Source organism: Marinobacter sp. S6332, from assembly GCF_023016045.1.
Lineage (GTDB): Bacteria > Pseudomonadota > Gammaproteobacteria > Pseudomonadales > Oleiphilaceae > Marinobacter.
In genome coordinates, this window is sequence record NZ_JALKAP010000002.1 from 341,615 (window position 1) to 367,599 (window position 25,985).

At 53.2% G+C, this 25,985-nt stretch carries 26 protein-coding genes; 15 read left to right on the plus strand and 11 right to left on the minus strand.

Translation table 11 applies throughout. The features are described 5' to 3' along the window. Window positions 1-65 precede the first annotated feature (65 nt). Together MWU62_RS04270 and MWU62_RS04275 are read left to right on the plus strand one after the other, a co-directional pair. Complete coding sequence (locus MWU62_RS04270; protein WP_247113683.1) at window positions 66-1,598, plus strand: cryptochrome/photolyase family protein; 1,533 nt, start codon at window positions 66-68, stop codon at window positions 1,596-1,598. Between the two features lie 73 nt (window positions 1,599-1,671). Beyond that, window positions 1,672-2,913, plus strand: a complete 1,242-nt coding sequence (locus MWU62_RS04275) for a transporter substrate-binding domain-containing protein (protein WP_247113684.1) — start codon at window positions 1,672-1,674, stop codon at window positions 2,911-2,913. Here the strand turns inward: MWU62_RS04275 and MWU62_RS04280 are convergent. Continuing rightward, window positions 2,910-4,598 (minus strand): HAD-IA family hydrolase, encoded by a 1,689-nt coding sequence (locus MWU62_RS04280; RefSeq protein WP_247113685.1) that lies wholly within the window; start codon window positions 4,596-4,598, stop codon window positions 2,910-2,912. The two genes, MWU62_RS04275 and MWU62_RS04280, sit on opposite strands and share 4 nt — an antisense overlap. A 69-nt stretch (window positions 4,599-4,667) precedes the next feature. On the opposite strand from MWU62_RS04280, the gene MWU62_RS04285 reads away from it, so the two are divergent. Both MWU62_RS04285 and MWU62_RS04290 read left to right on the plus strand, forming a co-directional pair. Then, window positions 4,668-4,811: a DUF2256 domain-containing protein gene (locus MWU62_RS04285; RefSeq protein WP_247113686.1), complete on the plus strand. Its 144-nt coding sequence runs from the start codon at window positions 4,668-4,670 to the stop codon at window positions 4,809-4,811. Further along, window positions 4,808-6,346, plus strand: coding sequence for an FAD-binding domain-containing protein (locus MWU62_RS04290; protein WP_247113687.1), 1,539 nt, complete (start codon window positions 4,808-4,810; stop codon window positions 6,344-6,346). The genes MWU62_RS04285 and MWU62_RS04290 overlap by 4 nt, the downstream gene beginning before the upstream one ends. A gap of 40 nt (window positions 6,347-6,386) precedes the next feature. Here MWU62_RS04290 and MWU62_RS04295 read toward each other — a convergent pair whose 3' ends face one another. Both MWU62_RS04295 and MWU62_RS04300 read right to left on the minus strand, forming a co-directional pair. Continuing rightward, entirely contained in the window at window positions 6,387-6,845 is a 459-nt protein-coding gene (locus MWU62_RS04295) for a universal stress protein (protein WP_247113688.1), read from the minus strand. Further along, complete coding sequence (locus MWU62_RS04300) at window positions 6,835-8,436, minus strand: BCCT family transporter (protein ID WP_247113689.1); 1,602 nt, start codon at window positions 8,434-8,436, stop codon at window positions 6,835-6,837. Before MWU62_RS04300 ends, MWU62_RS04295 begins: the two co-directional genes overlap by 11 nt. A gap of 111 nt (window positions 8,437-8,547) precedes the next feature. Here MWU62_RS04300 and cadR point away from each other — a divergent pair, with 111 nt between their 5' ends. Together cadR and MWU62_RS04310 are read left to right on the plus strand one after the other, a co-directional pair. Beyond that, complete coding sequence (gene cadR, locus MWU62_RS04305) at window positions 8,548-9,024, plus strand: Cd(II)/Pb(II)-responsive transcriptional regulator (RefSeq protein ID WP_247113690.1); 477 nt, start codon at window positions 8,548-8,550, stop codon at window positions 9,022-9,024. Between the two features lie 84 nt (window positions 9,025-9,108). Beyond that, window positions 9,109-9,756 carry a cation transporter gene (locus MWU62_RS04310; RefSeq protein ID WP_247113691.1) on the plus strand — a complete coding sequence of 216 codons (648 nt, stop codon included), beginning with the start codon at window positions 9,109-9,111 and terminating at the stop codon, window positions 9,754-9,756. On the opposite strand, the gene MWU62_RS04315 is transcribed toward MWU62_RS04310, so the two are convergent. Then, a complete protein-coding gene (locus MWU62_RS04315; RefSeq protein ID WP_247113692.1) occupies window positions 9,725-10,642 on the minus strand; it encodes an AEC family transporter in 918 nt (305 codons plus the stop codon). The genes MWU62_RS04310 and MWU62_RS04315 overlap by 32 nt on opposite strands. A 187-nt stretch (window positions 10,643-10,829) precedes the next feature. Here MWU62_RS04315 and MWU62_RS04320 point away from each other — a divergent pair, with 187 nt between their 5' ends. The 6 genes from MWU62_RS04320 (at window position 10,830) to MWU62_RS04345 (ending at window position 16,432) form a co-directional block, all read left to right on the plus strand. Beyond that, window positions 10,830-11,279, plus strand: a complete 450-nt coding sequence (locus MWU62_RS04320) for a cytochrome c (RefSeq protein ID WP_247113693.1) — start codon at window positions 10,830-10,832, stop codon at window positions 11,277-11,279. Window positions 11,280-11,289: 10 nt separating this feature from the next. After that, window positions 11,290-12,705: a cbb3-type cytochrome c oxidase subunit I gene (locus MWU62_RS04325; RefSeq protein ID WP_247113694.1), complete on the plus strand. Its 1,416-nt coding sequence runs from the start codon at window positions 11,290-11,292 to the stop codon at window positions 12,703-12,705. A 66-nt stretch (window positions 12,706-12,771) separates the two neighbouring features. Next, complete coding sequence (locus MWU62_RS04330; protein WP_247113695.1) at window positions 12,772-13,740, plus strand: 4Fe-4S binding protein; 969 nt, start codon at window positions 12,772-12,774, stop codon at window positions 13,738-13,740. Between the two features lie 12 nt (window positions 13,741-13,752). Beyond that, on the plus strand, window positions 13,753-15,576 hold the full coding sequence (locus MWU62_RS04335) for a VWA domain-containing protein (protein ID WP_247113696.1): 1,824 nt from the start codon (window positions 13,753-13,755) through the stop codon (window positions 15,574-15,576). Window positions 15,577-15,595: 19 nt separating this feature from the next. Continuing rightward, on the plus strand, window positions 15,596-16,180 hold the full coding sequence (locus MWU62_RS04340; protein WP_247113697.1) for a cytochrome c oxidase subunit 3: 585 nt from the start codon (window positions 15,596-15,598) through the stop codon (window positions 16,178-16,180). A 12-nt stretch (window positions 16,181-16,192) separates the two neighbouring features. Further along, entirely contained in the window at window positions 16,193-16,432 is a 240-nt protein-coding gene (locus MWU62_RS04345) for a cytochrome C oxidase subunit IV family protein (protein ID WP_247113698.1), read from the plus strand. A gap of 162 nt (window positions 16,433-16,594) precedes the next feature. On the opposite strand, the gene MWU62_RS04350 is transcribed toward MWU62_RS04345, so the two are convergent. Genes MWU62_RS04350 through MWU62_RS04360 form a run of 3 tightly spaced genes read right to left on the minus strand, consistent with a single transcriptional unit; the run spans window position 16,595 to window position 18,429 of the window. Continuing rightward, window positions 16,595-16,924, minus strand: a complete 330-nt coding sequence (locus MWU62_RS04350; protein ID WP_247113699.1) for a hypothetical protein — start codon at window positions 16,922-16,924, stop codon at window positions 16,595-16,597. A 10-nt stretch (window positions 16,925-16,934) separates the two neighbouring features. Then, a complete protein-coding gene (locus tag MWU62_RS04355) occupies window positions 16,935-17,723 on the minus strand; it encodes a CbbQ/NirQ/NorQ/GpvN family protein (RefSeq protein ID WP_200361944.1) in 789 nt (262 codons plus the stop codon). 16 nt (window positions 17,724-17,739) lie between these two features. Next, complete coding sequence (locus MWU62_RS04360) at window positions 17,740-18,429, minus strand: PhnD/SsuA/transferrin family substrate-binding protein (RefSeq protein ID WP_247113700.1); 690 nt, start codon at window positions 18,427-18,429, stop codon at window positions 17,740-17,742. Between the two features lie 301 nt (window positions 18,430-18,730). On the opposite strand from MWU62_RS04360, the gene MWU62_RS04365 reads away from it, so the two are divergent. Further along, window positions 18,731-20,455 (plus strand): nitrite reductase, encoded by a 1,725-nt coding sequence (locus tag MWU62_RS04365; RefSeq protein ID WP_247113701.1) that lies wholly within the window; start codon window positions 18,731-18,733, stop codon window positions 20,453-20,455. 156 nt (window positions 20,456-20,611) lie between these two features. Then, the gene (locus MWU62_RS04370; protein ID WP_247113702.1) at window positions 20,612-22,597 is read left to right on the plus strand and encodes a TonB-dependent receptor; all 1,986 of its coding nucleotides are present in this window, start codon (window positions 20,612-20,614) and stop codon (window positions 22,595-22,597) included. On the opposite strand, the gene MWU62_RS04375 is transcribed toward MWU62_RS04370, so the two are convergent. From MWU62_RS04375 to MWU62_RS04390, 4 genes are read right to left on the minus strand one after another with little or no spacing between them, the layout of a single operon-like run. Further along, window positions 22,598-23,443: an energy transducer TonB gene (locus MWU62_RS04375; RefSeq protein WP_247113703.1), complete on the minus strand. Its 846-nt coding sequence runs from the start codon at window positions 23,441-23,443 to the stop codon at window positions 22,598-22,600. Continuing rightward, entirely contained in the window at window positions 23,440-23,865 is a 426-nt protein-coding gene (locus MWU62_RS04380; RefSeq protein ID WP_247113704.1) for a biopolymer transporter ExbD, read from the minus strand. Before MWU62_RS04380 ends, MWU62_RS04375 begins: the two co-directional genes overlap by 4 nt. A 23-nt stretch (window positions 23,866-23,888) precedes the next feature. Next, entirely contained in the window at window positions 23,889-24,284 is a 396-nt protein-coding gene (locus MWU62_RS04385; RefSeq protein WP_247113705.1) for a biopolymer transporter ExbD, read from the minus strand. Further along, window positions 24,274-24,978 (minus strand): MotA/TolQ/ExbB proton channel family protein, encoded by a 705-nt coding sequence (locus tag MWU62_RS04390; protein WP_247113706.1) that lies wholly within the window; start codon window positions 24,976-24,978, stop codon window positions 24,274-24,276. Before MWU62_RS04390 ends, MWU62_RS04385 begins: the two co-directional genes overlap by 11 nt. Window positions 24,979-25,200: 222 nt before the next feature. Here MWU62_RS04390 and MWU62_RS04395 point away from each other — a divergent pair, with 222 nt between their 5' ends. Continuing rightward, window positions 25,201-25,902, plus strand: a complete 702-nt coding sequence (locus MWU62_RS04395; RefSeq protein WP_247113707.1) for a Crp/Fnr family transcriptional regulator — start codon at window positions 25,201-25,203, stop codon at window positions 25,900-25,902. Window positions 25,903-25,985 lie beyond the last annotated feature (83 nt).

Genomic DNA, 25,985 nt, shown 5'->3' on the forward strand with positions numbered 1-25,985 from the left:
AAGAGCCCAAGTGATCCTCAGTGAAACCAAACAATAATCCGCCAGCAACCGGAGCGCACCCTCACATGGCCAACCTGATTCTGATTCTTGGTGATCAGCTGACAACCAACATCAGCGCCCTTGAAGGGGCCGACCCAAAACGCGACACAGTTGTAATGGCAGAAGTTCATGAGGAAGCCAGCTATACCAACCATCACAAGAAAAAGCTGGTGCTGCTGTTCAGCGCCATGCGCCACTTTGCTCAAAAGCTGAAACAGGACGGATGGCAAGTTCACTATCAGCAGTATCATCCGGACAACAAACATCAAAGCCTAGAAGGCGTTGTGTCTTCCCTGCTTGGTGATCTGCGTCCAAGCAACATCATCACAACCGAATGCGGTGAATGGCGATTACACAACCAGATCTGCCAATGGCAGAAACGCTTGGGTGTGTCTGTAGAAATCCGCACTGACACCCGCTTTATTGCCAGCAAACGCGAGTTTGCTAATTGGGCTGAGGGCCGCAAGCAATTGCGCATGGAGTTCTTTTACCGGGAAATGCGGCGTAAAACCGGGCTACTGATGACACCAGACGGCAAGCCAGAAGGCGGCAACTGGAACTTCGATGCCGATAATCGCCGCAAATGGAGCGGCAAACCGCCCGCTCCCGCGCCATTTCGAATAGAACCGGACGCCATAACCCGCGAGGTGATCGGTCTGGTAGAGCAGCACTTCCCCGATCACTTTGGCATTACCGACGACTTTCACTTTGCAGTCACCCCGGAGGATGCGCAAGAGGCCCTGAACTACTTCATCGAGTTTGCTCTACCCTGCTTTGGCGACTATCAGGACGCCATGTCTGACAACGAAGACTGGCTGTTTCATTCCATTCTTTCACCCTATATCAACTGCGGCCTGCTCGACCCTCTCGCGGTATGCGAAGCTGCAGCGAGTGCTTGGTATGCCGGGCAGGCGCCTATTAATGCGGTGGAAGGTTTTATCCGCCAAATTATTGGTTGGCGCGAGTTTGTAAGAGGCATTTATTGGCTGCACATGCCGGAGTACGCAAAGGAAAACCGCCTTGGTAACACCCGCGCACTGCCCTGGTTCTACTGGACGGGTGAAACCAAAATGCGCTGCATGCACAAAACCATCGACGCCACCCGACGCAATGCCTATGCCCATCACATCCAGAGGCTGATGGTTACCGGCAACTTCGCACTATTGGCAGGCATAGCACCGGAAGAAATTTGTGACTGGTACTTGGCCGTTTACGCCGATGCCTATGACTGGGTTGAGCTGCCCAATGTGCTAGGCATGGTGATGCACGCTGACGGCGGCTATCTTGGGTCAAAGCCTTACGCCGCCAGCGGCAAATACATTCAACGTATGTCTGACCACTGTTCCAACTGCCACTACAAGGTTAGCAAAAGCACCGAGCCCGACGCCTGCCCATTCAACTCACTATACTGGCACTTCATTGACCGCCACCGAGCTGATTTCGAGCGCAACCCACGCATGGGGATGATGTACCGGAACTGGGACAAGCAGAAACCGGAAAAGCGCGATGCTCTAATAATAAGAGCGGAGAATCTGCTAACCAATCTTGAGGTCATTTAAGGAAAAATCCCTTTGCAACTGCTAGTGTCCTATATACTCCACCCTCCCCTGACAAATGGAATGTTCAGTCATTATGGGATACAGGTCACTAGCAATCGGTGCCTTCGCATTGCTTGCGTTTCAGGTTTGCTTAGCAAAGCAGCCCTCGCTGAACCTTGTTACGTTTGAGGCGCCGCCCTATCAGATAGCTACCGTGGCTGGCAACGGGAGCACGGGCATACGTGGAGAGACTGTACACACTGTAACCTGCGCTGCAAAAGCCGCAGGCTGGACCACAAATATAACGATGGTGCCCCAAAAGCGCGCCATCTATTCACTGAAACGGAGTATGGCAGACGGCTATTTTGCAGCAGACCCATCGGCAGAGCTGGAGGCCATGGCCAGCCGAAGCTACCCAGTTGCGCTGGAGAAGTGGTACTTCTTCACTTTGGATGCCTCACCCAAACCTCGCAAAGACCGGATAGGTGTTGTTGATGGTAGTAACGAAGAAGCCTGGCTGAAAGCAAACGGTTACAACGTTTATGTGAGCGTCACCTCACCCAAGCAGTTGCTAGCACTACTCGAACGAGGAAGAATCAACGCGGCACTCATGGATGAGCGGTTAATGCAGGACCTGAACACCGACTCCGGAACACCCGCCATAGACAACCTACACTCCCATTTTCTTCGCTATGCGCCATTGCACCTGTACCTTGGTGACGTATTTCAGGTGACCTACCCGAACTTTCTATCCGCGTTCAATGAGGCACTTCCAACCTGCATGGGGAAAAACCTGCAGCTGTCCGAGCGAGAGTTAACGCATATTGAGGTGTTAACAAGGCGACTGCTAGCTGAACTGCGTGGGCTACTAAACCTACAGCAAGCTCTAAAAGCGGGCCCGCAATCCAGCACTCTAGCGGAAGTGCTGTCAATCGATAGCAAATGGCAAGCGTTGGCCCCAAAGGCCCAACTGCCTCTGGCATCGCATATTCAGAACCTACCCGCTTCGCAAACACTCGAAAACTGGCAACGATCTTATCAAGGCCTGATTACAGAGGTGATGCTAGTCAACAGCATGGGCACCATTGCTGCAATGAGCCAGCTCACTTCTGATTATTGGCAAGGTGACGAATCTAAGTTTCTGGAGGTCACTGGCAGCGAATTAACGACCGAGCCGCGAGATCTAAATTTTCTCTTTGTCTCTCCTATTCGATACGATCAATCTACAGCCCGATTCCAGATTTCTGTTAGTGCCCCCCTCTATTCTGGCGATAGCAAAACGCCTAACGGGGTCATCGTATTGGGTCTTGATATTGAAGAAGCTATGGGCATTTAAGGCGGCCCGATTTCGCACGCCAGCACCAGCGCCCAAAATTCGGAAAAATCATTGACCACCACATCGGGTTTATCCGGGTGCTTGTGCGTGCCGGGAAAGATTTGGTTTAGCCAAGGTAAATCCCACTGGGCGCCGTTGAAGAAAACAGAGGTCATGCCCGCACGTTTAGCTGCAATCACATCGGTGGTGCTGTCACCCACATACCAAACACTGGGATCGGGCGGATAGTCGAGTTTCTGCACTGCTAGCAAGAGTTGATCTGGGTGCGGTTTGCGCAATGGCGTGTCATCACCACAAACATCTACATCAAAAAGCTCCACCCAACCGGTATCTTCAACAGCAGCCAGTTCGTGCTCGAAAAACTCACGATCACGGTTAGTGATGACACCCACCTGAATATTCAGGCGCCGCAGCCCTTCCAGCACAGCACGAACCTTGGCCTCAAAGGCTTTTACCGTGCCGTAGTGATTTCGGTAATGATGGTTGAATGCTTTGTGGGCTATTTGTTTTGCGTCTTGATCATCGCCGAAAAGCACTTCAAAGATATCCGTACGTGAGATTTTTCGATCGGCCTTTACCTTCGGATGAAGCTTGGCAAACTCACGAACATAGGCCACCAGTTTTGCGTCTTCCGGCGTTTTGCTGTCTTCTGGTGCGACCATCCGCTGCATTAACCCGAGCTTATGAAAATCCGGGAACATGTCATCCACTGCGTGATACATGGCATCTAGCGTATCCACAAGCGTTGCGTGCCAATCAAACAATATGACCTCGGGCCGAATCAGCTTTACTACGGCCGGGTGCCAATCCGGCTCTATGCGAGGTTCCGGGCGAGCGGGCGGAGGAAAAGCAGTAGGGCGAACATCTGCCGGAGAGTTGAGGAAGTTCTTGGGATCTGCGCGTTCTATCAGCGCAAGTAAATCCATCAACTCTTCAAAGCTATCCACCACGGCCATTGGTTCGTCCCGACGGGTAAACCAACTGCGTATCCGATCGGCTTCCCATTGGGCAGCGTTATAGAAAACACCAGACACCCCCGCACGGTTGGCGGTCATCATATCGATATAGCTATCGCCGATGTACCAAGCCCTTGCGTCGGCCGAGAGGCTGAACTCGTCCAGAACCCGGTGGATTACCTGCGGGTCCGGCTTGTATTCCGTCACATCATCAGCGCACACAGTTGCCTCGAACAAATGTTGCCAACGCCCCTCATCGACGGTTTCCAATTCCGTATCGAAAAACTCCCGATTTCTATTAGTGGCCACAGCCAAACGAATGCCCATGGCTTTTAACGCTGACAAATACTCATAAGCGCCGGGCTGAAACGGTCGCACCTGCCCGAAATATCGGCGATACGCTTGGTTGTAAGCCTCATGGGCTGTCAACTTAGCCGCGGTATTATCACCAAATATCGCATTGAATATGTCGGTTCTTGATACCCTCCGCTCCGCCAGAATGCGCGGGTGCAAACGCCGGAAAATACGGATGTAGCGAACCAGCCTCGCATCGTCTTCCGTGCGGCATTCTTCTTCCGGAAGCAGTTGGTCGACCAATCCCAACTCTTCCAGTTGCGGCAGCATGTCTTCCATGGCGCTGAACATGGCGTCGTGGGTATCCACCAAGGTTCCATGCCAGTCGAATATCATCACAGACGGCGTAGCCAGAGACTCACTCAAGCAATCCATAAACAATCCTTTGGCGTTTCAGGGGCGTATAGGCAAATGTTATCCATCAGTTAAAACCATCTTGGACCAATGCACAAAAAACCGTACCTACCAGAGAAAACCTGCCCCATTTGCCAGCGCCCTTTCCTTTGGCGTAAAAAATGGGCAAAAGACTGGGACAGTGTTCGCTACTGCAGCGAGCGTTGTCGGCGCCAACGGAGTGTTGCACGTTGAGCACTTTGGTTTGGTTCAAGCGCGATCTTCGGGTTCGAGATCACGGCCCGCTACACCATGCAGTGGCGCTGGGTGAGCCCATCATTCCCCTGTACGTTATAGAGCCCGAATACTGGCAACTGCCCGATACATCGGAGCGACAGTGGTTGTTCATAGAAGAATCGCTGGCAGAGCTTGGCCGTGAGCTATCAAAACGGGGCAGCCGCCTACTAATCTGGCACGGCAAGGTTACCGATGCTCTATCAGTCCTGAGCAGGCGCTTTGGAGTGAAGCGGGTCGTATGCCATGAGGAAACGGGTGGTGAGTGGACATACAAGCGGGATTTGACCACGATCGATTGGTGCCAAAAACACGATATTGAATTCTGTGAATGGCAGCAGTTTGGTGTTGTCAGGCGATTGAAAGACCGGGACCTCTGGGACCACGCCTGGAATCAGATTATCAAAACGGGTCCGCTACCAGCTCCGGAGTTTGTGTCCCCTCCAGAGGGTTTTTCAGACTATCAACCTGCGCAGGCAAATTATGGTGTTGCAAGCTTCAGAGACAACCGGCCCTGCCCGGACCGACAAGCTGGTGGCAGCCAACGGGGTGAAAAACTTCTAGCGTCGTTTCTGGAGCGGCGATGCATTGGTTACCAATACAATATCTCAAGCCCGAATACAGCTCCCAGAGGCTGCTCCCGGCTGAGCCCCCACATTGCTTACGGCACCCTGAGCTTGCGAGAAATCTATCATCAGGCGAAGGCCGCAGGACAGCACGGCAGTAGCCTGCCCCGAAAACAGAAAAGCCTGACCAGCTTCCGCTCTCGCCTGCACTGGCATTGTCATTTTATCCAGAAACTCGAGGACGAGCCGGAACTGGAGTTCCGAGCCATGCACCGGGAAATGGAAGGGCTGAAATCTGGCCCCAACAACACCGAAAGATTGCAACGCTGGCAGGAAGGCCAGACCGGCTGGCCCTTGGTGGACGCGAGCATGCGCGCCTTGCACCACACTGGCTGGATCAACTTTCGTATGCGCGCCATGCTCATGGCGGTTGCCAGCTATCAGCTATGGCTGCACTGGCGCGATCCGGCTCTGCATCTTGCGAGGCTGTTTACCGATTTTGAGCCGGGCATTCATTACCCTCAAGTTCAGATGCAGTCTGGACTCACCGGCATAAACGCCTTACGGATTTACAACCCGGAACTCCAGAGCCGCAAGCTGGATCCCGAAGGCGAGTTTATCCGCCACTGGATTCCGGAACTGGCGGGCCTCCCCGCAGAATGGGTTCACACACCCTGGCTAATGACTCAGACCCAGCAGGACCGATTTGGCGGGAGCACTTATATAACGCCGGTTTGCGACCATGAGCAGGCCGCCAGATTGGCACGAAAGGCTGTGGGTGACTTCCGAAAATCCCACGTAAGCCGGGCGGAAACCAGCCGGGTTCTAGACAAGCATGGCAGCCGCAAAGGCCCGGTTCAGCGCCGACCGGGTTCCGGTATAGGCAAAAATGCACCGAATGAAAACCAGTTATCACTTTTTGACGACTAGTACGAAGTGTGACTAGTCAGTGGGAACACGCAAGGGCAGTCTAAGTCTCGCCTTCAGGTTCTTCCGGCGCTTTGACCAAGGAAGGCAAGATAAGCACTGCGCAACAGGCGTTAACTGCCACATACTCAACCGTAGCCCGGCGCATTGGCCAGCGGCTACTGGCGCCCTTTGATACCAGCACAAGCAAGTCTGCCTCAATATTTGCGGCCAATGCCAACAGCTTTTCACCCGGTGTGCCTGCCACTACGTGTAGGCTAGCACTGTGCTTCATGGGTAGGTACTTGCGGGCCAACAGGCTGAGGCTTTCCCTCACTTCATTTTCGCGGTCTTCCGGGGCGTCTGTAGTTACGTGGGGAAAGAAACCAGCCCCAACCGGATTGAATACAGTGGCCAGATGCAGCTCGCTGTCCTCGCCCATCAACCTAACGCCTTCTTCCAGCGCCCTTTTGCCCTCACCATCATCTTCGTAATCTATGGCTAACAGTATTTTACGGTACATTCTGACCCTCCTCTTTCCGCACAGTAGCGCCTTCCACTTCCGGGAAAACACGTCCCTGCACAAGTTCGCTCACGGAATACCCTCGATGGTCGGCCTTCAAAGCCCGGAACAGCGACACCGCCATAAAAACGAGCAGCACACAGAACGGCAACCCCAGAGAGGTGATTACGTTCTGCAATGCATCTAACCCGCCAGCCAGCAGCAGGGTTGCGGCAATTATTCCCTGAGCGGCTGCCCAAAAAATTCGTTGGCGCACCAACGATGACTGATCCTCTCGGCGCGTGAGCATATCAATCACCAGAGACGCAGAGTCCGATGAGGTTGTGAAGAAGATAACGATGATGATAATGCTCAATAACGATGCGATTTCCGCCAGCGGGAAGGCTTCGAGAAAGGCGAAGATAGCCACCGAAGGGTCCTGCTGAACTTGTTCATACAAGGCCATCTGCCCATTCATTTCAACATTAATGGCAGAGAGCCCAAACACGCCAAACCACACCAGAGTGAACACCGTTGGCGCAAACAACACGCCAGCAACAAACTCACGAATAGTGCGCCCCCTAGAGATTCGAGCTATAAAAATACCCACATAAGGCGCCCAGGTAATCGTCCAGGCCCAATAGAACAAAGTCCACTGCCGCTGCCAGCCCGATTCAGCATAGGTTTGAGTCCAGAACGCCAGCCAGGGCAAAGCGTCGAAATAGTCACCAATACTCTGAACCATTCCCTCAGCTATGAACACCGTAGGCCCTACCACCAGCACAAACAGGATAAGTAGCAGCGCCAACACAATGTTGATTTGAGATAAACGGCGCACGCCTTTGTCCAACCCCAGCGCCACCGAGGTGGCTGCAATACTGGTAATCACCGTTATCAGCAGCACTTGAACCCATCCCGTAGAAGGGATTCCAAACAGATAAGTGAGGCCACTGTTCAACTGCAAGGTGCCCAACCCCAAAGAGGTCGCCACGCCAAACAAGGTTCCTAACACCGCAATGACATCCACCGTCCAGCCTAATGGCCCGTATATGCGATCACCAAGCAACGGATAAAACAAACTGCTGATGCGCATGGGCAGGTTGTGCCGGTAGGCGAAGTACGCAATCGCCAAGCCGGGCATGGCGAATATGGTCCAAGTGTGTAGGCCAAAGTGATATAGGGCGACGGTCATGGCATCGCTGGCTGCGCGCTCGCTACCGGCAATAACGCCCTCAAACGGTGGTTTGGCAAAATGGGAAACCGGCTCGGCGACGCCCCAGAACATCAAAATAGTACCAATACCCGCCGCAAACAGCATGGTGAACCAGGTGAGATTGGAATAGTCCGGCCGAGAATCATCCGCCCCCAAGCGGATGCTGCCATAGCGGCTAAGAGCCAGCCCTAATAGAAACAGCAATAACGAGGTAACGGAGAGGATGTAAAACCAGCCAAGATTTTGCGCAACCCAGCCGGTGAGCACTCCGAAGATAGTCGCAACAGCCTGATCAAAAGGTATGGCAAGCGCGACAAACAGCGCTGCCACCCCTGCGGATGTAAAAAACACTCCCGGTATTGTCTGCAGTCCAAGCAAGCGTTGCAGGCGCTCCAGCAAGGTAAGCCTCCCTGTGAAAGTTCACAACTGATAGGGTTATCCCCTACCATAACCAATACAACTCAACCGCGACACCGGCCAGATCAATAATAAACAGGATGCGCAGATACAATGAAAATCGGTGAAATCTCGAAGCATTCGTCCGTGGCCGTGGAAACCATCCGCTACTACGAAAAGATCGGCTTGCTACCAAAGCCAGATCGTGACGCCAGCGGCTACCGCGCCTACCGTAACGCCCATCTGGAGCGCCTTTTGTTCATCAAACGTTGCCGAAACCTTGATATGGCTCAGGACGAGATACGCGAGCTCATTCGGCTTTCCGAAAACCCAGAAGCAGACTGTCATCAAGTGGATACCCTTCTCGACAACCACCTGAACCATGTCCGGAACCGCTTAAAGGAGCTATTAAACCTCGAAAAAACGCTGCAACAACTGCAAAAAGCCTGCTCAGATGCGGGCAGAGTTCAAGACTGCGGTATTTTAGGAGGGCTTAGCTCCGAGCTACGCGTTCCGCACCCGGAACACAGCGACCATCGGGATGATCACGAAAACCACGTGCCGGGAACCCACGGGCCGGGCAAACACTAAAACAGCATAAAACACGGAAGTAAGGGTTGACCCTGTAGCAACTACAGGGCTTTTACTACACGCTTAACTATTAAGGAGGTGTGTATGGCATGCAGTTGCTCTGGCCCAGAACCCCAATCCCCTGCTCCGGGCTTTCGTCGCGCACTCTGGATTGCTCTGTGGGTGAATCTGGCTATGTTTTTCGTGGAAGGCGTTGCCAGCTTACAGTCTGGCTCCGTTTCTTTAATGGCAGATGCGATCGACTTCTTTGGTGACAGTGCCAACTACATTCTGTCGCTTTCGGTTCTCTCTATGGGCATGCTTTGGCGCGGCCGCGCAGCTTTGGTCAAAGGCATTACCATGACAATTTTTGGCATGATTGTGTGGGTACGTGCGCTCTGGGTAATGCAGCAAGGCACAACCCCAGAACCCTTAACCATGGGAACCATAGGCCTGCTGGCGTTGGTTGCCAACGTATGCGTGGCTCTTATCCTTTTCCGGTATCGAGACGGAGATTCGGATATGCGCTCGGTGTGGCTGTGCAGCCGCAATGACGCTATCAGCAATCTGGCGGTTATGGCCGCTGCGTTAGGTGTGTTTGGTACCGCAAGCGCTTGGCCGGATCTTGTAGTCGCGGCCATTATGGGTACTCTGGCAATAACCGCAGGCGTCAGTATAGTGCGTCACGCTCGAACGGATATCGCGCAGGCCAACGAACGCGCTAAAACGCCAGCGAAATCATTACCGGGATAAACACCAGCGCAAACAGTGTCGATAACATCACGGTACCGGCCGTCTGCCGCGGAGACGTATCCAGCAAGGTTGCGATAACCACGGTATTGGCGGCTATTGGGGTAATAGAGATCAGGAATATGGCCTTGTGTACGGCTGGCTCATAAACGCCCAACACCTGAGAATCCAGCCACCAGAATGCCGTTGCCAACAGGGGCCAAGCCACAAACTTGCCGAAAAATGCCAAGGCGGTAAACCGCATATTGCCCGCCAAACCCCGAAAACTGCTGATGCTCATACCTATGATCATCATGCCCAAAATGCTGTAGGCGCCGCGCAGGTTATCAAACAGCGGCACAAACACCTCAGGAATACCGATACCTGAAAGATTGAACGTTACGGCCGCCAGAAAGGCGTATACAGAGGGCAGTTTTGCAACGCGCAAAAGCGAGTCTTTCAGGTCATGTCGCCCTCGCGCTGCAAGGTAGTAACCCACCGAACTTTCGTAGAGGGTGACACCCAACATACACACGATATAAATCGCCAGCCCCGCTTCCCCGAACAACAATAGAGCGACCGGCACACCGAAATAACCCGTATTCCCCGACCCCACACACAGGGGAATCATGCTGGCACTGCCATCGGTTAACACCCGCCGTGCCAGTTTGAGATGGGCAATCGCAAGCAATGTGGCAAATCCAAACACTAAAAATGGAAGGAAGATGACCTCTGGCGACAGTGGCGCGGCCATAACACCGGAGAACACCACTGAAGGTGTAACGATGTAGAGCATGATGCCTGCAATGTGCTTACCACTGGCCTCCAGATAGCGACCAGCCACCCAGCCCAGCGCTACCGTGACATAAAGCGGGATCAGCTTGATAAACAACGCCAAGGCTGCAGCCATTATTACTCCAGGCATTCGGGTTCATAGAAAAGGCTGCAAAGTCTACCACCTACCCCTGCAGAGGTAACTCCCCGGCGCAATAGTGAGATCTTCAACTATGCTTGATAATCGTCAACAGCATTGCGAATACATCTTTATATCCTAGTAGGGCAGTCAGGTATTTCACAACGACCAAGGAGAGAGACCAATGGCCGAACGCTTTACCAAAAGCATGGCCAGAAACATATATTTGGGAGGGAGTACATTCTTCATCCTGCTGTTTCTGGTCCTGACTTTTGATACTCAATCGCGGGCTATGCCCGAAAGAGATAACAGAGACCAACTTACCGAGGAGGTAGTCCGAGGCAAACACGTCTGGGAAAACAACAACTGCGTTGGCTGCCACTCCTTAATGGGTGAAGGTGCATACTTTGCACCAGAACTTGCCAACGTATTCGACCGCCGTGGCGGGGCTGACAGCGAAGTATTCAAGGCGTACATGAACGCCTGGATGAATGCCATGCCCACCAACGTGCCCGGGCGCCGGCAAATGCCGCAATTCAACCTGACCGACCAGGAAATCGACGATCTGTCCTCGTTCCTTGAGTGGACATCCAAGATCGACGATAACGGCTGGCCACCCAATATCGAAGGCTAAGGGAGAAAACATGAAATACGAGTCTCAACGGGTCGCCATGCCCTACTTCATCTTTGCCTTGGTGCTCTTCGCTGGCCAAATCGTATTCGGCCTCGTGCTGGGTATGCAGTATGTAGTGGGTGATTTTCTATTCCCGGAAATACCCTTCAACGTTGCGCGGATGGTTCACACCAACCTTCTGATTGTATGGCTGCTGTTCGGCTTTATGGGCGCAACCTACTATCTGGTACCTGAAGAAGCACAAACCGAGCTATACAGCCCGCTGCTTGCCTGGATTCTGTTCTGGGTTTTTGCCGTTGCTGGCACACTAACCATTCTTGGCTATTTGTTTGTGGATTACGCCACTTTGGCGGATGTCACCATGAACAAACTCTTGCCCACCATGGGCCGAGAGTTTCTTGAGCAGCCCACGATTACCAAAATAGGCATAGCCTTAGTGGTGGTTGGCTTCCTGTTCAACATCATGATGACTGCTCTCAAGGGCCGCAAAACCGTCGTCAACATTGTGCTGATCACCGGCCTAATCGGCTTGGCGGTGCTCTGGCTGTTCTCCTTCTACAACCCGAGCAACCTCACCACAGACAAGTACTTCTGGTGGTTTGTGGTGCACCTATGGGTTGAAGGTGTGTGGGAATTGATCATGGCCGCCATTCTGGCCTATGTACTGATCAAACTTACCGGGGTGGACCGGGAAGTTATCGAGAAGTGGCTGTACGTGATCATTGCCATGGCGCTGATTACCGGCATCATCGGCACAGGTCACCACTTCTTCTGGATTGGGCCACCTGAGTACTGGTTGTGGCTGGGCTCCGTGTTCTCCGCTCTGGAACCGTTGCCGTTCTTCATGATGGTGCTGTTTGCCTTCACCATGATTAACCGGCGCAAGCGTAATCACCCAAATAAAGCTGCCATTCTCTGGGCCATGGGTACTGCGGTAATGGCGTTCCTCGGCGCAGGCGTGTGGGGCTTTCTGCACACACTGGCACCGATCAACTATTACACCCACGGCACTCAGCTCACAGCGGCCCACGGCCATATGGCCTTCTACGGCGCCTATGTGATGATTGTGCTTACCATCATTTCCTACGCTGTGCCTATCATGCGCGGCAGGCCATACGGCAACAGCAATACTGCTCAGGTTGTGGAAATGTGGGGCTTCTGGCTGATGACCATCTCCATGGTGTTCATCACGCTGTTCCTGACCGGCGCAGGCATCCTGCAAATCTGGCTGCAGCGTATTCCGGACAGCGGTGAAGCACTATCGTTCATGGCAACCCAAGATAACATCGCGTTGTTCTACTGGGCACGTATGATTGCTGGCTGCTTCTTTATGGCCGGACTTGTAGTGTACTTCGGCAGTTTCTTTATCAAGGGACAAGCATCTTTTGACGAGGAAGCTCGAGGCGCTGCTGTTCAGGACGCGTAAATCAGCGTCCTTCTAACCCTCAGGGCCGGAGCTTGTTTCCGGCCCTGTCTACTCTGGAACTAAACTGTGACCGTGCAGCAAGCAAACCCCAAAGACACACTACAGAACAAGCGCCTGATTACTCGCGCTGCGTTTTTTGGGTTGTTCCTGCTAGCACCGGTTCTAAACATTTTTCGTTATGATTTAACAGAAGCCCGATTTGTGCTGTTCGGCTTTCCGCTTTCGTTTAATCTGAATCTTGACTGGGTGGTGCAAAGTTCCCCTGCGGACGTCGCCAGTCAGGTTCTGCTGTGGTTCATCCTTCCCATTCTTGTACTGGTTCCCCTTGTGCTTTGGGTTGCCTGGAAATGGGGCCGCATTTACTGCGGTTGGCTGTGCCCGCATTTTTCAGTTGTGGAAACCATCAACGACTTGATGACACGCATTACCGGCCGCCCGACACTCTGGGAAGCCCTAAAAAAAGGCCGTCGTGGCAAAGTTATACATTGGGCTGGCCTAACGCTGGTGTGTAGCCTGATTGGCTTCTCTTGGGCTTTGGCAATGCTTTCTTACCTGCTGCCACCCATTCCACTCTATACAGACTTGATCACTGGCAACCTAAGCTTCTACCCAGCAATTTTTCTGGTGATAGCAACCTTGGTGTTCACACTGGATTTTCTGTTTGCGCGCCATCTCTTTTGCAAATACGGTTGCGCCTTTGGTGTGGTGCAGAGCATTGCTTGGATGACCCACGGCCGCGGTCAGTTGGTAACATTTGACACCACACGCGCTGCGGCCTGTCGCGACTGTACCAAGGCCTGCGACGAAGCTTGCCCCATGCGGCTGCCCACCCGCAGCCACAAGCGCGCAAAATTCTCCTGCACGCAATGCCTGCAATGCGTGAGCGCTTGCCGCGAGGTGCAAAAAAACAACCCGGAAGGCAGCCTGCTGCAATGGCAGCCAGGCGAACCCAGCCGGCAAACAATTCTGATTCCTGTTCGCCAATTAACCACCGGTCCCCAGCATGACAGCAAGCCTGTCAACTCGCGGGCCTAAAAGGAACTCGAAATGGAAGAATGGGTCGGCTACAAATGGCATGAGTACATCACTCGCCAGGCTCTGGGCGAATTCCCCGAGCACGCCGTTTACTTGAAAGACGAAGCCCGCAGTTTGGGCATTGTTTTCCGCGCCTTTGGAGGCGACCCTGCGTTAAGTTTGGTGACCGCAGAGCCCCGGCACTTTCGCCTGCGCCGTAAATTTTTGCACAAGCTTGCAGGAACACACCGTAAATTTGAACTGGCATGGCGGGACGACCAAAACCTCCGCCTGCCTGAAAAAGTTGCCCGTTTCCCATCGAAGCAGTTGAACCGTGATCTATACATCTGGCTGGCTGCACTTGCGGCCACCCCGGCGCCGGTAGACAGTGATTGGTTTACCGGGAACCAGACTCTGGTACAGGATGTTCTCTCACGCTGGCCAGGGCTGGAGAATGTATATCAGCGTCTGGTCAAGCATGTTCTGTACTGGCGCCCTGACCCTGACAGCCTGACCGACCCGGAGGCGGTCCGCGAACAGGCCATCTGCCAAGCTCTGATTCATCCCGGCAGCGTTCCTGCCCTGCCATCTGCCGACACAGACCCATGGCCCGTTATCCTGTGGCTGTACCCGGCTCTGGAGCAAGGGAAAGCCAGCGGACAGGTAACCGGCGATGAAGACACCCAATCAAGCCCGGGCGGCCTTACCAAAAAGAACAAGCGCAAGCAGGCAGAGCGGGTAGAAGCTTTTGACCGCGACCAGGGTCTGATGATTTTCCGGCTGGAAAGCTTGTTCTCTTGGACTGAGTTTATTCCGGTTGACCGGGCGGGCGACGATACCGACGAAGAGGATGCCGAAGCCGTTGCCAATGATATGGACATGATTTCCGTATCCAACGACCGTAAAGAAGCGTCATCGGCGATCAAGTTTGATCTGGACTTACCCTCAGAAGAACATGACGATTTACACCTTGGCCCTGGCATTCACCTACCGGAGTGGGATTGGCGTAGCCAAAGTTATCGTGAAGCCTTCTGTTGCCTCCAACCCCTACTAGCCAAGGAAGCCGTACCTGCGGAACTTCCCGAAGCTTTGCGCCGACCTGCAAAGCGCCTACAGCGCCAGTTCAGCGCACTGAAGCCCCTCAAGCAATGGCAAAAACGGCAACTGGACGGCGATGAACTGGATCTTGACGCTTGCCTCGAGCGGGAAGTGCAACACCGTCGCGGCCAGGGCATTATCGATCAGAAGCTGTTCCGCCGCTGCCAACAAAGCCAGCGTGACCTTGCCTGTCTGGTACTGGCGGATATATCACTATCAACCGAAACCTACATTAACAACCATCAGCGCGTTATCGACGTTGCCCGTGACGGCCTACAACTGCTCAGTGAAGCACTGCAGGCCAGTCGTGATCCCTTTGCCCTGTTCGCATTTTCATCACGGCGCCGAGACCACGTTCGATTTCACCACCTGAAAAGCTTCGATGAACCCTACACCAGTACCATTCGGGGCCGAATACAGGCGCTGGAACCGGGCTTCTATACCCGAATGGGTGCTGCCATTCGTCAGGCAACCAAACTGCTGGAAACCCGCCATGAACATCAGAAAATTCTTCTATTGCTAACTGATGGCAAACCGAATGACTTGGACATCTACGAGGGTCGATATGGCGTGGAAGACACCCGCATGGCTGTACTGGAAGCCCAAAAAGCCGGTTTAACACCGTTTTGTGTCACCATCGATGACGAGGCCAGCGAATACCTGCCCTATGTATTCGGCAGCAGCAACTTCGTGGTCATCCGCGACCCGGCACAGTTGCCATTGCAGCTTCCTAAACTCTATCTGAATCTGACACAGTGATATGGGTGATATGAGCAACATGACGAATCAGAACCTTTCTCCAGACCCCAATACTCGCCAGCTGCCCGGCGATATAGCGGTATGGATATTCATTTTCGCCGAACTGGCAGTATTCGGCATCATGTTCATAGGCTTTGCCGTCGCCCGCAGCATGGACCCGGCCACTTTTCATGCGGGCCGCGAAGCTCTGCACCCGCTAATCGGCCTGCTTAATACCGCTGCACTGATCACTGCCAGCTATTTCGTTGCAACGGCTGTTCACCAGCTCCGCCACAGGCACTCAGGTGTACAATGGCGGCTGTGGCTGGCTGTTGCGGTTTCCTGCATTTACACCGTTGGCAAAATGTACGAGTACGTGAACCTTTACAGCCAAGGCTACAATCTGGGTACAGATACTTTCTTCATGTTTTACTTTTTTCTGACGTTTTTTCACTTCATGCACGTGATTCTTGGGCAGGTCATTTTGATCGTTCTGGCGGTAAAAGTTGGCAATGGTGACTACGACGGCTCGGATATGAATGGCATGGAATCCGGTGCTTCATACTGGCACATGGTGGACCTGGTGTGGCTGGTGTTGTTTCCGATGATTTACGTGCTGGCCTAGGGAGGGTTTGAGATGCTGACTGTCTATTTTGCACTGATGATTTGCACGGCCTTGCCGGTGGTCGCTCTAAAGGCTGGGATAGGCCCGGAGTTTCTGGCGTGGTTGGTGTTCGGAATGGTGATTGTAAAAGCTATGTTACTGGTAGACCACTTCATGGAGATGAAACACGCCCCGCGAGGGTGGAGGCTGATAGCACAGTCCTGGGCACCGGTGGTTATTGTTGCTGTTGCGGGGTTTCATACGATTACGTGATGGGAGTCAGTCTTCCTGACTGTACTCAAACATTGTGCAAGGCGTCAGGGAGGATAGCTTTCCAAAACACGCTGTGAATACGTCCTTGTACGCTTGGCTCCGCCATCCATGGCTCCGCACAGTTTTGGAAAGCTATCCTCCCTGACGCAGTCTAACACTGAGTTAGAGCCACTTAGCCGGAAATACTGGCGGCTTATCAGACATTGCTTGGGCGAGCGAAATCATTCCCCACAACACAAACCCTGTGTGCAATGCGATTGCCCAAACCAAAGCAAAGGTGCCGAAGTGGCCAACATCGCCGAAAAACATCCAGCTGATGAGAACACCTGAACTGATTAAGACAAATCCAATCAATGACATGAACAGAGCCGCACGGGTATGGGCTCGGCGCAGCTCGTTGGTTTCAGCGCTTTTAATAAACAGCCAAAGCAAAATCACAAAACCTATAACCGGCGTTGCCAACAAGTTCAGCAAGTACCAAACAACTGGCACAATCGCTCCGCTAGCGGGTTTCTTCCGGGCGCCCGAATACTGCATATACCACCTCCATCAATGAAATAACTGTTGCTTCGTCATCTGACAATGGCTCGATCATGCCTGCGCGGCAGGCTATTTCTGCAGGCAAGCCAGCGCGGATCAATAGAGCCGTGTGTATTAGCAGCCGGGTTGACGCGGCCTCTTCAAGGTCGTGATCTTTAAGATTGCGCAGCGCTGTCGCGAGGTTCACGAGCTGTTTGGCAAGATCGCGGTCGCATCCGGACTCTTCCGCTACGATGGTTTGCTCTGCCTCTTCTGCAGGGTAATCAAACCGCAAGGATACAAATCTCTGGCGCGTGCTAGGTTTCATGCCTTTGAGTAGGCTCTGGTAACCCGGGTTGTAAGAGACCACTAACATGAAGCCGGGTGCAGCCGTGAGCAGCTCTCCTGTGCGCTCTATGGGCAATTCCCGGCGGTCGTCCGCCAGCGGGTGTAGCACTACCGTTGTGTCTTTACGGGCTTCAACCACTTCATCCAAGTAGCAAATGCCACCTTCGCGAACCGCTCGGGTCAATGGGCCATCCTGCCAATAGGTGCCTTCCGGGCCGATGAGGTGGCGCCCAACCAGATCAGCGGCAGTCAGGTCGTCGTGGCAGGCTACGGTATAAACCGGCCGGTTCAGCTTCTCAGCCATGTAGCGAACAAACCGTGTTTTACCGCAACCTGTAGGTCCTTTGATCAAAACCGGTAGGCCGTTATCGGCTGCGGCTTGGAACAGTTCTATTTCATTACCAACTGGCTGGTAAAACGTCATGTGTCACAATCCTCTGTTACTGACTGTCGGTTCTGGCAAAGCCGTGAACCCATTCAGGAAAAACTGCAAACGCCTGCTTGTCATCCGTTCTGCTCAAGTGGCTGAGAGCTTCTTCGCAGGCCAGTGCCTGTTCGCTCCACCCGTCGCCTCTGTACCAACCGATTGTGTTTACCTTCGACCCAGCCCAGGTGATCACCAAATCCCGGCTTGCAAGAAATTGACCGGCAAACCCCGCCTCTGAAACCGCAGCATGGGTGTTGTTGTGCAACAACAGAGCAAGCGCCGAGCTGTAATCTCCAGATTCGTAGATTCTCCCAGTTGCAGGATGTATTCCGGCAGCCCCTAGCGCAGCGATAGGCAGTGCTGAAGCCAGAGGATCTCTACCCGCAACGGTGGCCAGATCTCGATCGTTTAGCTCGGAGATAGAGCGGACTCCTGCGGTTCTACGGGTTACCCATACAGCGCGAGGCAAGTCACCATCACGGTTTATTGCACTCAGCACCGCAACTTTTTGCTCTTTTTGCGCGGAAAAACTGAACATCAATGCCACCGACCGTGGTTCGCTGGTGAAACCTACATCCGCCAAACACCCTTGCCTTGCAAGCTGCTGGGTTAGGCGGTAGCGCGCAACGTTTGTTACTTGAGTTACCGAATCAATAGTCAATACAACCGGGCTTAGTTCTTCGGCTGCTATCGCCGCAGGCATCAAGAACGGGACTGCTGAAAAAAGTGCCGCCGGGGCCTGCTGTATCCAGCTCTGCAATCGGTTCAAAGTACAAATAAGATCTTTTCTCTCTTGGCTCTGCAGCGGGTATTAAACATAGTGATGCCGCCCTTTAAACGCATCTTTGATATTGGTTAAAAACGCGTCCTTTCACAACAACTCTTTGGTTATACCCATGGGTGGGTACCCACTGGTCAAATGACATAGATCTGACTTAAATCAATGTTCATCAGAGCAAAGAAGAGAAACCTAACGATACTCTTAATTCAAAGGAGAAAGCCTGATGAGAGCAACCAACCCTTTTCTGAAACCACTGGCGCTCGCCGTGGCTGTCGCGTCTTTCGGCGTGATGGGCGCAAGCGCTGAATCAAAACACGCCGACCCGACGTCCGCAGCTTATGAAGGGACCGCCAGCCCCATTGATGCAAGCACTGCGAAGATCGTCCGCTCACCCGGCGCTCCGGATCTTTCCGACGCAGAATTTGAACAAGCCAAGCAGATTTACTTCGAGCGCTGCGCAGGCTGCCACGGCGTTCTGCGTAAAGGCGCAACCGGCAAACCGCTGACTCCGGACATTACTCAGGAGCGCGGCATTGATTACCTGAAAGCCTTTATCAGCTATGGCTCCCCTGCCGGTATGCCAAACTGGCTGACCTCAGGTGACTTCGACGAAGAAACCGTGGAACTGATGGCCAAATACATCATGCACGAACCACCCATGCCACCAGAATTCAGTTTGGCTGACATGAAGAATACCTGGGAGGTGATCGTTGCACCGGAAGATCGCCCCAAGAAGCAGATGAACGATCTGGATCTGGAGAACATCTTCAGCGTTACTTTGCGCGATGCGGGTAAAATTGCCCTGATCGACGGCGACTCCAAAGAAGTCGTGAAAATCATCAATACCGGTTACGCGGTACACATCTCCCGGATGTCTGCATCTGGCCGCTACGTGATGGTTATTGGTCGTGACGCTCTGATCAACATGGTCGATCTGTGGATGGAAGAGCCACAAACCGTCGCTAAGATTAAAGTGGGTATGGAAGCGCGCTCGGTTGAAACATCCAAGTACAAAGGCTGGGAAGACAAGTATGCCATTGCTGGCACCTACTGGCCGCCCCAGTTTGTAATCATGGATGGCGACACTCTAGAGCCCAAGAAGATTGTAAGCACTCGTGGCATGACCGTTAGCAATCAGGAATACCATCCTGAGCCTCGTGTTGCCGCGATTGTTTCTTCCCATGAGCACCCTGAGTTCATCATCAACGTGAAAGAGACTGGCAAAATTCTGCTGGCTAATTACGAAGATCTGAGCAACATGAATATTGCTTCCATCGATGCGGCCGAATTCCTGCATGATGGCGGCTGGGATGGCAGCATGCGCTACTTCATGTCTGCAGCCAACAACTCCAATAAAATTGCAGTTGTTGATGCCAAAGACCGTAACCTTGAGGCGCTGATTGATGTGGGCAAGATCCCTCACCCGGGTCGTGGTGCCAACTTTGTAGATCCCGAGCATGGCCCTGTCTGGGCTACTTCTCACCTAGGCGACCCGACCATTCAGATGATCGGTACCGACCCAGAAGGCCACCCAGACAAAGCATGGAAAGTGGTTCGCACGGTTAACGGTCAAGGCGGTGGTTCGTTGTTCGTAAAAACCCACCCCAAGTCTACCAACCTCTGGGTGGACACGGCTCTGAACCCAGCTGAATCCGTAAGCCAAAGCGTAGCAGTATTCGACATCAACAACTTTGATGCGGGCTATAAAGTGCTGCCGATTGCGGAGTGGGCTGAGCTAGGTGAAGGCCCCAAGCGTGTGGTTCAGCCTGAGTACAACAAGGCGGGCGACGAAGTCTGGTTCTCTGTTTGGAACACTCAGGACAAGAACTCGGCGATTGTTGTAGTTGATGACAAAACACGAGAGCTGAAGAAGGTTATCAAGGGCGACTATATGGTCACCCCAACCGGTAAGTTTAACACTTACAACACTCAGCACGACGTGTACTAAAAAGCGTTAAGCAGGCGCAAGCCTGCTAGTTGCCGTGGCGGCTCCAGAATAGCAAAGAAATCTGGCAGCCGCCCGCAACAACCATGCTCCGGCCGTAAGTACCGATAATGTCGAGCGCGTTTTGAACCTGGCATCAGGAATAGCAAGTTGAGCTTTATGACCACTTCTTTCGTTCCGAGTAAGTCTGTGAACCCAGTAACCAAAAATCGTCTGAAATTCTTGTGCATTGCTGCGACTCTGCTGCCAGCCTCCGTTTTGTGGGCACAAGAGACCACCAAACCTCTACCGGCAGATACCGTTAAATTAGATACCATCTCAGTAACGGCCACGCTGTCACCCGTTGACACGCGGCTGGCGCCTGCTTCCGGCTCGGTTGTTTCGCGTGAAGAATTGGAAACGCGCAATGCGGATTCGCTGCGGTCAGCCGTCGCCGGTGAGCCCGGGGTCGCCTTTTCGCAGGGTGGTGGTATCGGGCGCAAGACAATTACTTTACGCGGCATGGACAGCAAACACGTGCTAACACTAACAGACGGGCGACGCATTCCGGCCAGTGACGACGTATTCGGCCACGCTGACTACCAATACGGTTGGGTCCCCATGTCTGCAGTAGAGCGCATCGAGATCATCCGCGGCCCTATGTCCACACTCTATGGCTCCGATGCACTGGGTGGCGTTATCAATACGATTACACGCAAGCCTGGCGAAGAATGGGAAACCAACCTGTTGCTGCGTGGTTCAACGTTGGCAAACAGTGAAGGCAACAAAGACAGTGTGAACGGCGGACAGGCCTCAATATACACCTCCGGCTTAGTTACAGAGCGTCTAGGACTGCGCTTTACAGGCGAAACGTCACGTCAAGATAGAACACAGAACCCGGCTGACAACCGCCAGAGTGAACTCGAAGGCAGCGAAGCCAATCGCGGCAGCGTTGCAGCTTTTATCGAGCTTACGCCCGAGCAGTCACTGGAACTGCAATTTTCGAGAAGTAACGAAGAACGCGAGTTTGATGCAAAAACAACAAGGGGCTCGACTTATTATGAGAGCCGCTATGATCTGGATCGAACCGGGTTCGGTTTAACTTGGAATAGTGAGTTTACCAACTGGGTCAATCAGGTACGGGCTTACCGCAGCAAAGTTGAGGTCAGCAATGAGCGCAGTGCTGGCTCTACAGCTACAGACCCACAAGCGCTTACCGACGAGATTATCGATGCCCATACTAGCCGCGCCTTCGGAAACCACTGGCTGACGGTGGGTGGTGAAATACGGCGTGAAACCCTTGAAAATACCGGGCTTGAAGGTGGCGAACGCGACGCTGACCATGCAGCTGTTTTCTTACAGGATGAAGTCGCTCTGACTGAGCAACTGCTGCTAACGGCAGGGCTGCGTTATGACCATCAAGACGACTATGGCAGCGAGGCTAGCCCGCGAGTTTATCTAGTGTGGGAAGCTGCACCACGGCTTATCGTGAAGGGTGGCTATGGTCGCGGATTCCGGTCGCCGACGCTGAAACAAAGCTCACCCACGTATGTGGGGGTGCCCGTGGCCCCCTTCCAGTTTTTCGGAAATGGCGATCTTGAGCCGGAAAAAATCGATTCGTACGAATTATCCGTTAATTGGCAGGGTGAAGCAGTGGGCCTGAACGCCACTGTGTTTCATAGCGAAGCGAGCGACCTAATTACCAATCGGCCAATAGACCCCACTAACCAGTTTGTTCAGCAATTCGTTAACGTTGACGAAGCTCGTCTGACTGGTATTGAAACCGGGTTTTCCTGGAAACTCCACCCTGCTGTTACCTGGCAGAACAATTTTGGATGGCTGAAAACCAAAGACCGGGGTACCGGAGATGAACTGGAATACCGGCCACGCAGAACCTTTAACTCGTTTTTGGATTGGCAGGCAACCGCCGGCCTATCGGCCCGCTTGAACGCAGAGTACACAGGCAGCCAATACCGTGCCGACACCGACGACCTGCCCGCCTACACACTATGGAATGCCAGTGTGGCCAAGGATTTCGGCGAGAATGTCACCATGCGCGCTGGTGTTGATAACATTGGGGATGAGCACCTAGCAGACGAGTCGCCAAACTTTCGCCATGTTGAAAGGGGCCGGACAGTGTACTTGAGTACTCAACTAAACTTCTGATTACCGTAGTTTGAATTCAACTGGAATGGTCATACGAACCTCCTGCCCCGGTAAATCCCCGGGAAACCGGGGCAGAGGTTCGGCTCGTTCAAGCATCTCCTCGACAGCACGGTTCAGTGCACGGTGCTCTGATGGCCCGACTATTTCAGACGCCTTGATACTGCCGTCACGAGTAACAACAAAACTCAGAGTGACCACAGCTTCTTGACGCATGCGCCGGGCGCGCATGGGATAGTATTTATGGCGTGCAAGGTGCGCTGCCACTTCTGAGTACCATAATTTGCGCGCATTAGCGGCTGCGACCCCAGCCTTCGCAGCATTACCTCCTGCGCCGCCACCTCCAAACCTCGTACTCTCGTGTCCCGAGATCCCGCCTGCTTCAGCACCGGAGTTTGCGGGGCTGGCCTCGGTATCTATCGTCTTGTCTGAAACCTCAGTTGAGGTTTGCACAGGCTTTGGCTTTGGCTTTGGCTTTGGCTCACGCAGGGGCTTTGGCTCTGATTTAACCTGTACTTCAGCTTTCTGCACTACGACTGGCTCTGGCTCTGGTTCTGGTTCTGGTTCTGGTTCTGGTTCTGGTTCTGGTTCTGGTTCTGGTACGGATTCTGGCTCGACTTCGGAGACCTCCTCAGCCGGTGGTGCCACAACCGTTTGCGGCTCGCTAACTTCTCCACTGGCCTGAGTTCCACCACCCAACTCCCCCAATAGGCCAAGCTCTACCTCAACGCCGTGCTGGCCAGACAACTCCGCGCCTTCGCCGAGCTCCTGAGCTAACATCGAAAACACCAATGCGTGCAACGCCACAGCGGTCACTGAGGCCGCAGCCCAATGTCTGCGACGAATCATGGCTCTAAACTTTCTTGGGTCAATAGCGATACCTTGAGCACTCCCGCACTGCGGACACGGCTCAAAACTGTCTTTAACTCTTCAACCGGCAGAAGAGCATCCACCTTGATTTGAATCCGAAATCGATTCGGATCATTAGCCTGCACCAGCCGCTCCTGCAGTAACGTGACAAGTGCATCATGATCAATCTGTTCCGAGCCCACGTAGACATCCCCTACTACACTGACCAGTAGGACCACATCAGCTTCTGTTTGAGGAGTTTGAGCTGCAGATCGCAGTGCTTCCAAGGGCACCACATCACTCACGGCAATACGCCCTGCGATCATAAAAAATATAAGCAGAAGAAAGATAATATTGATCAGCGGCACCAGATTGTCATTAACACTGAAGCCACGCCGTGCTGTCGGCGGAGAAATTCTCATATCTTATTTCCAGTGTGCTCAGTTCAACGCGCAATGCCCGCCAGGGATACCCGCTCGGCGCCCGCTTGTTTCAACCGGTCGGCAAGAGTAATCATTGCTTGCGCGGTTAGGCCGTCACGAGCGTCGATAGCAAATACTGTGTTTGGATTTTCCGCAACCAACTGTTGCAGGTTCAAAGCATCAGCAGCATAAAGCTGGCCTGCAACACGAATGTCGCCTAGGGAGCTGACAAGTTGAATTTCAAGTAAATCCTGTTGTTCAACATCGTCGGCTTGCCCTGACACTGTCACATTCAACTCCCGCCATTGCGCAAACGTAGATGACAGCAAAAAAAACAACAACAGTATGAAAACAACATCGATCAGCGGCGTAAGATTTACCTGACCCGACTTGCGGCGCTTACCAGCGTCAAGCTGCATTGCGGTCTCCCGCATCGGCCGCGGTTTTAGACCAACTTCCGCTTGCCGGCATCGGACTGGTAAAAACTCGCGTTACCGAATCACTCATCAGGGCGGCAACCCGCTCTGTTTTACGCTCCAGCCAGGCATGCGCCGCAACCACAGGGATAGCAACCGCCATACCAACCGCAGTAGTCAGCAGCGCCTGCCAAATACCGCCAGACAACACACTGGGATCAACCTGACTGCCTGCCGCTTCCATTTGCTGGAACGCAACGATCATGCCCATTACCGTACCCAACAGACCTAGCAGTGGGCTCAACGCGCCAATCAACTCCAGAGGGCGGAAAAAGCTGCGCAGATCATTCAGTCGCGCACTGGCAATGCGCTCTACTTCCTCACGTAAAAGTAGATCATTCACTTTATCCATCCGCCCTAACATCGCGCACTTAACGACAGCGGCTACCGGATGAGCATCGTCCAACTGATCCACAGCATCGCGACCCTTGCCAGCGCGCCATTGTTCCAGCGCACCACTTACCACCTTGGAGGACTCCGCACGAAGCGCCACCAATTGCCATACTTTTACCAGCACGATGGTCAAGGCGATCAGAGAAAACAAACACAGAATCCAGACCACCGGACCACCCGTTATCAACAGACCCTGAATGTCGGCCATTACGCCAGCTTCCTCAGCAACGATGTCGGGATTCATTGTAAATTCTTCCCTACCGGTTAAATTTCAATAAATTATGATTGTTCAAATTACGTATAACAACTGCGGGCACTTCAAGAGTGCTGATCGAAACCGCCTAGTTAGAGCTCGCCATTCGTAACTTCTATATCGAGTGAATGAAAAAGCCTTAATGATTTAAGTCATTTCCTGTAGTCTCTCTCTGTTAGGATAATTGACACATATTCCAATGGCGACTACGCAATGACCCGCACCTTCAAAACCGACGTGGCTTCATCTCCCTGCATGCTCGGAGAGAACAACCCGGACATCATCCCCCATGAGTCGGCACCACAATCGGTAGCCCTTCTCAATGGCCTCAGCCGTGTATTCGGAATAAGACTCACCGAAAAACAGGACACGCCTGACACCCGGTTTTTAAGCGACCTAACACGGCTGTTTCACCAGCGCCGGGTCGACGCAGAAGCACAGATGGAAAAACATGACACCCCTTGGGCCAACGTATACCTGATTCAATACGGTATTATGCGCCTGTTCCGGGAAGCGCCCAGCGGCAAAGTAGCTGTGCACCATTTCTTTACCGAAGGCGATATGGTGTGGCCGGTATTTGGTCGTAGTCGTACAGTTCGCAACACACTCTGCCTGACAACCGTAACCCCCGCCACAGTCTGGGTTGCAGACTTTGCCGCTTTCCGGGCCGCTATTCACGCTCATGGCGAAGGTCTCTGGCCACAGTTTGCCATGGCCCTGACGGAGGAACTGGCAGAACTGACCAGCATGCGGGAGTTTCGTAAGCACACCATGTCGGCTAAAGAGCGCTATCAGTTGCTGTTGGAAGAATACCCGGAGCTAGTAAAGCGCGTGCCGGACAACCAGCTTGCCTCATGGCTCGGCGTTGTGCCTGCAACATTCTCCAGGCTCAAAACAGGTGCGATAAAGTACTGACGATTAGATCACGAAATCGTCGCTCTAATTTATTGCGTACACCTGTACGCTGAAGTACCGTGTTGCCATCGCAAATACGGACT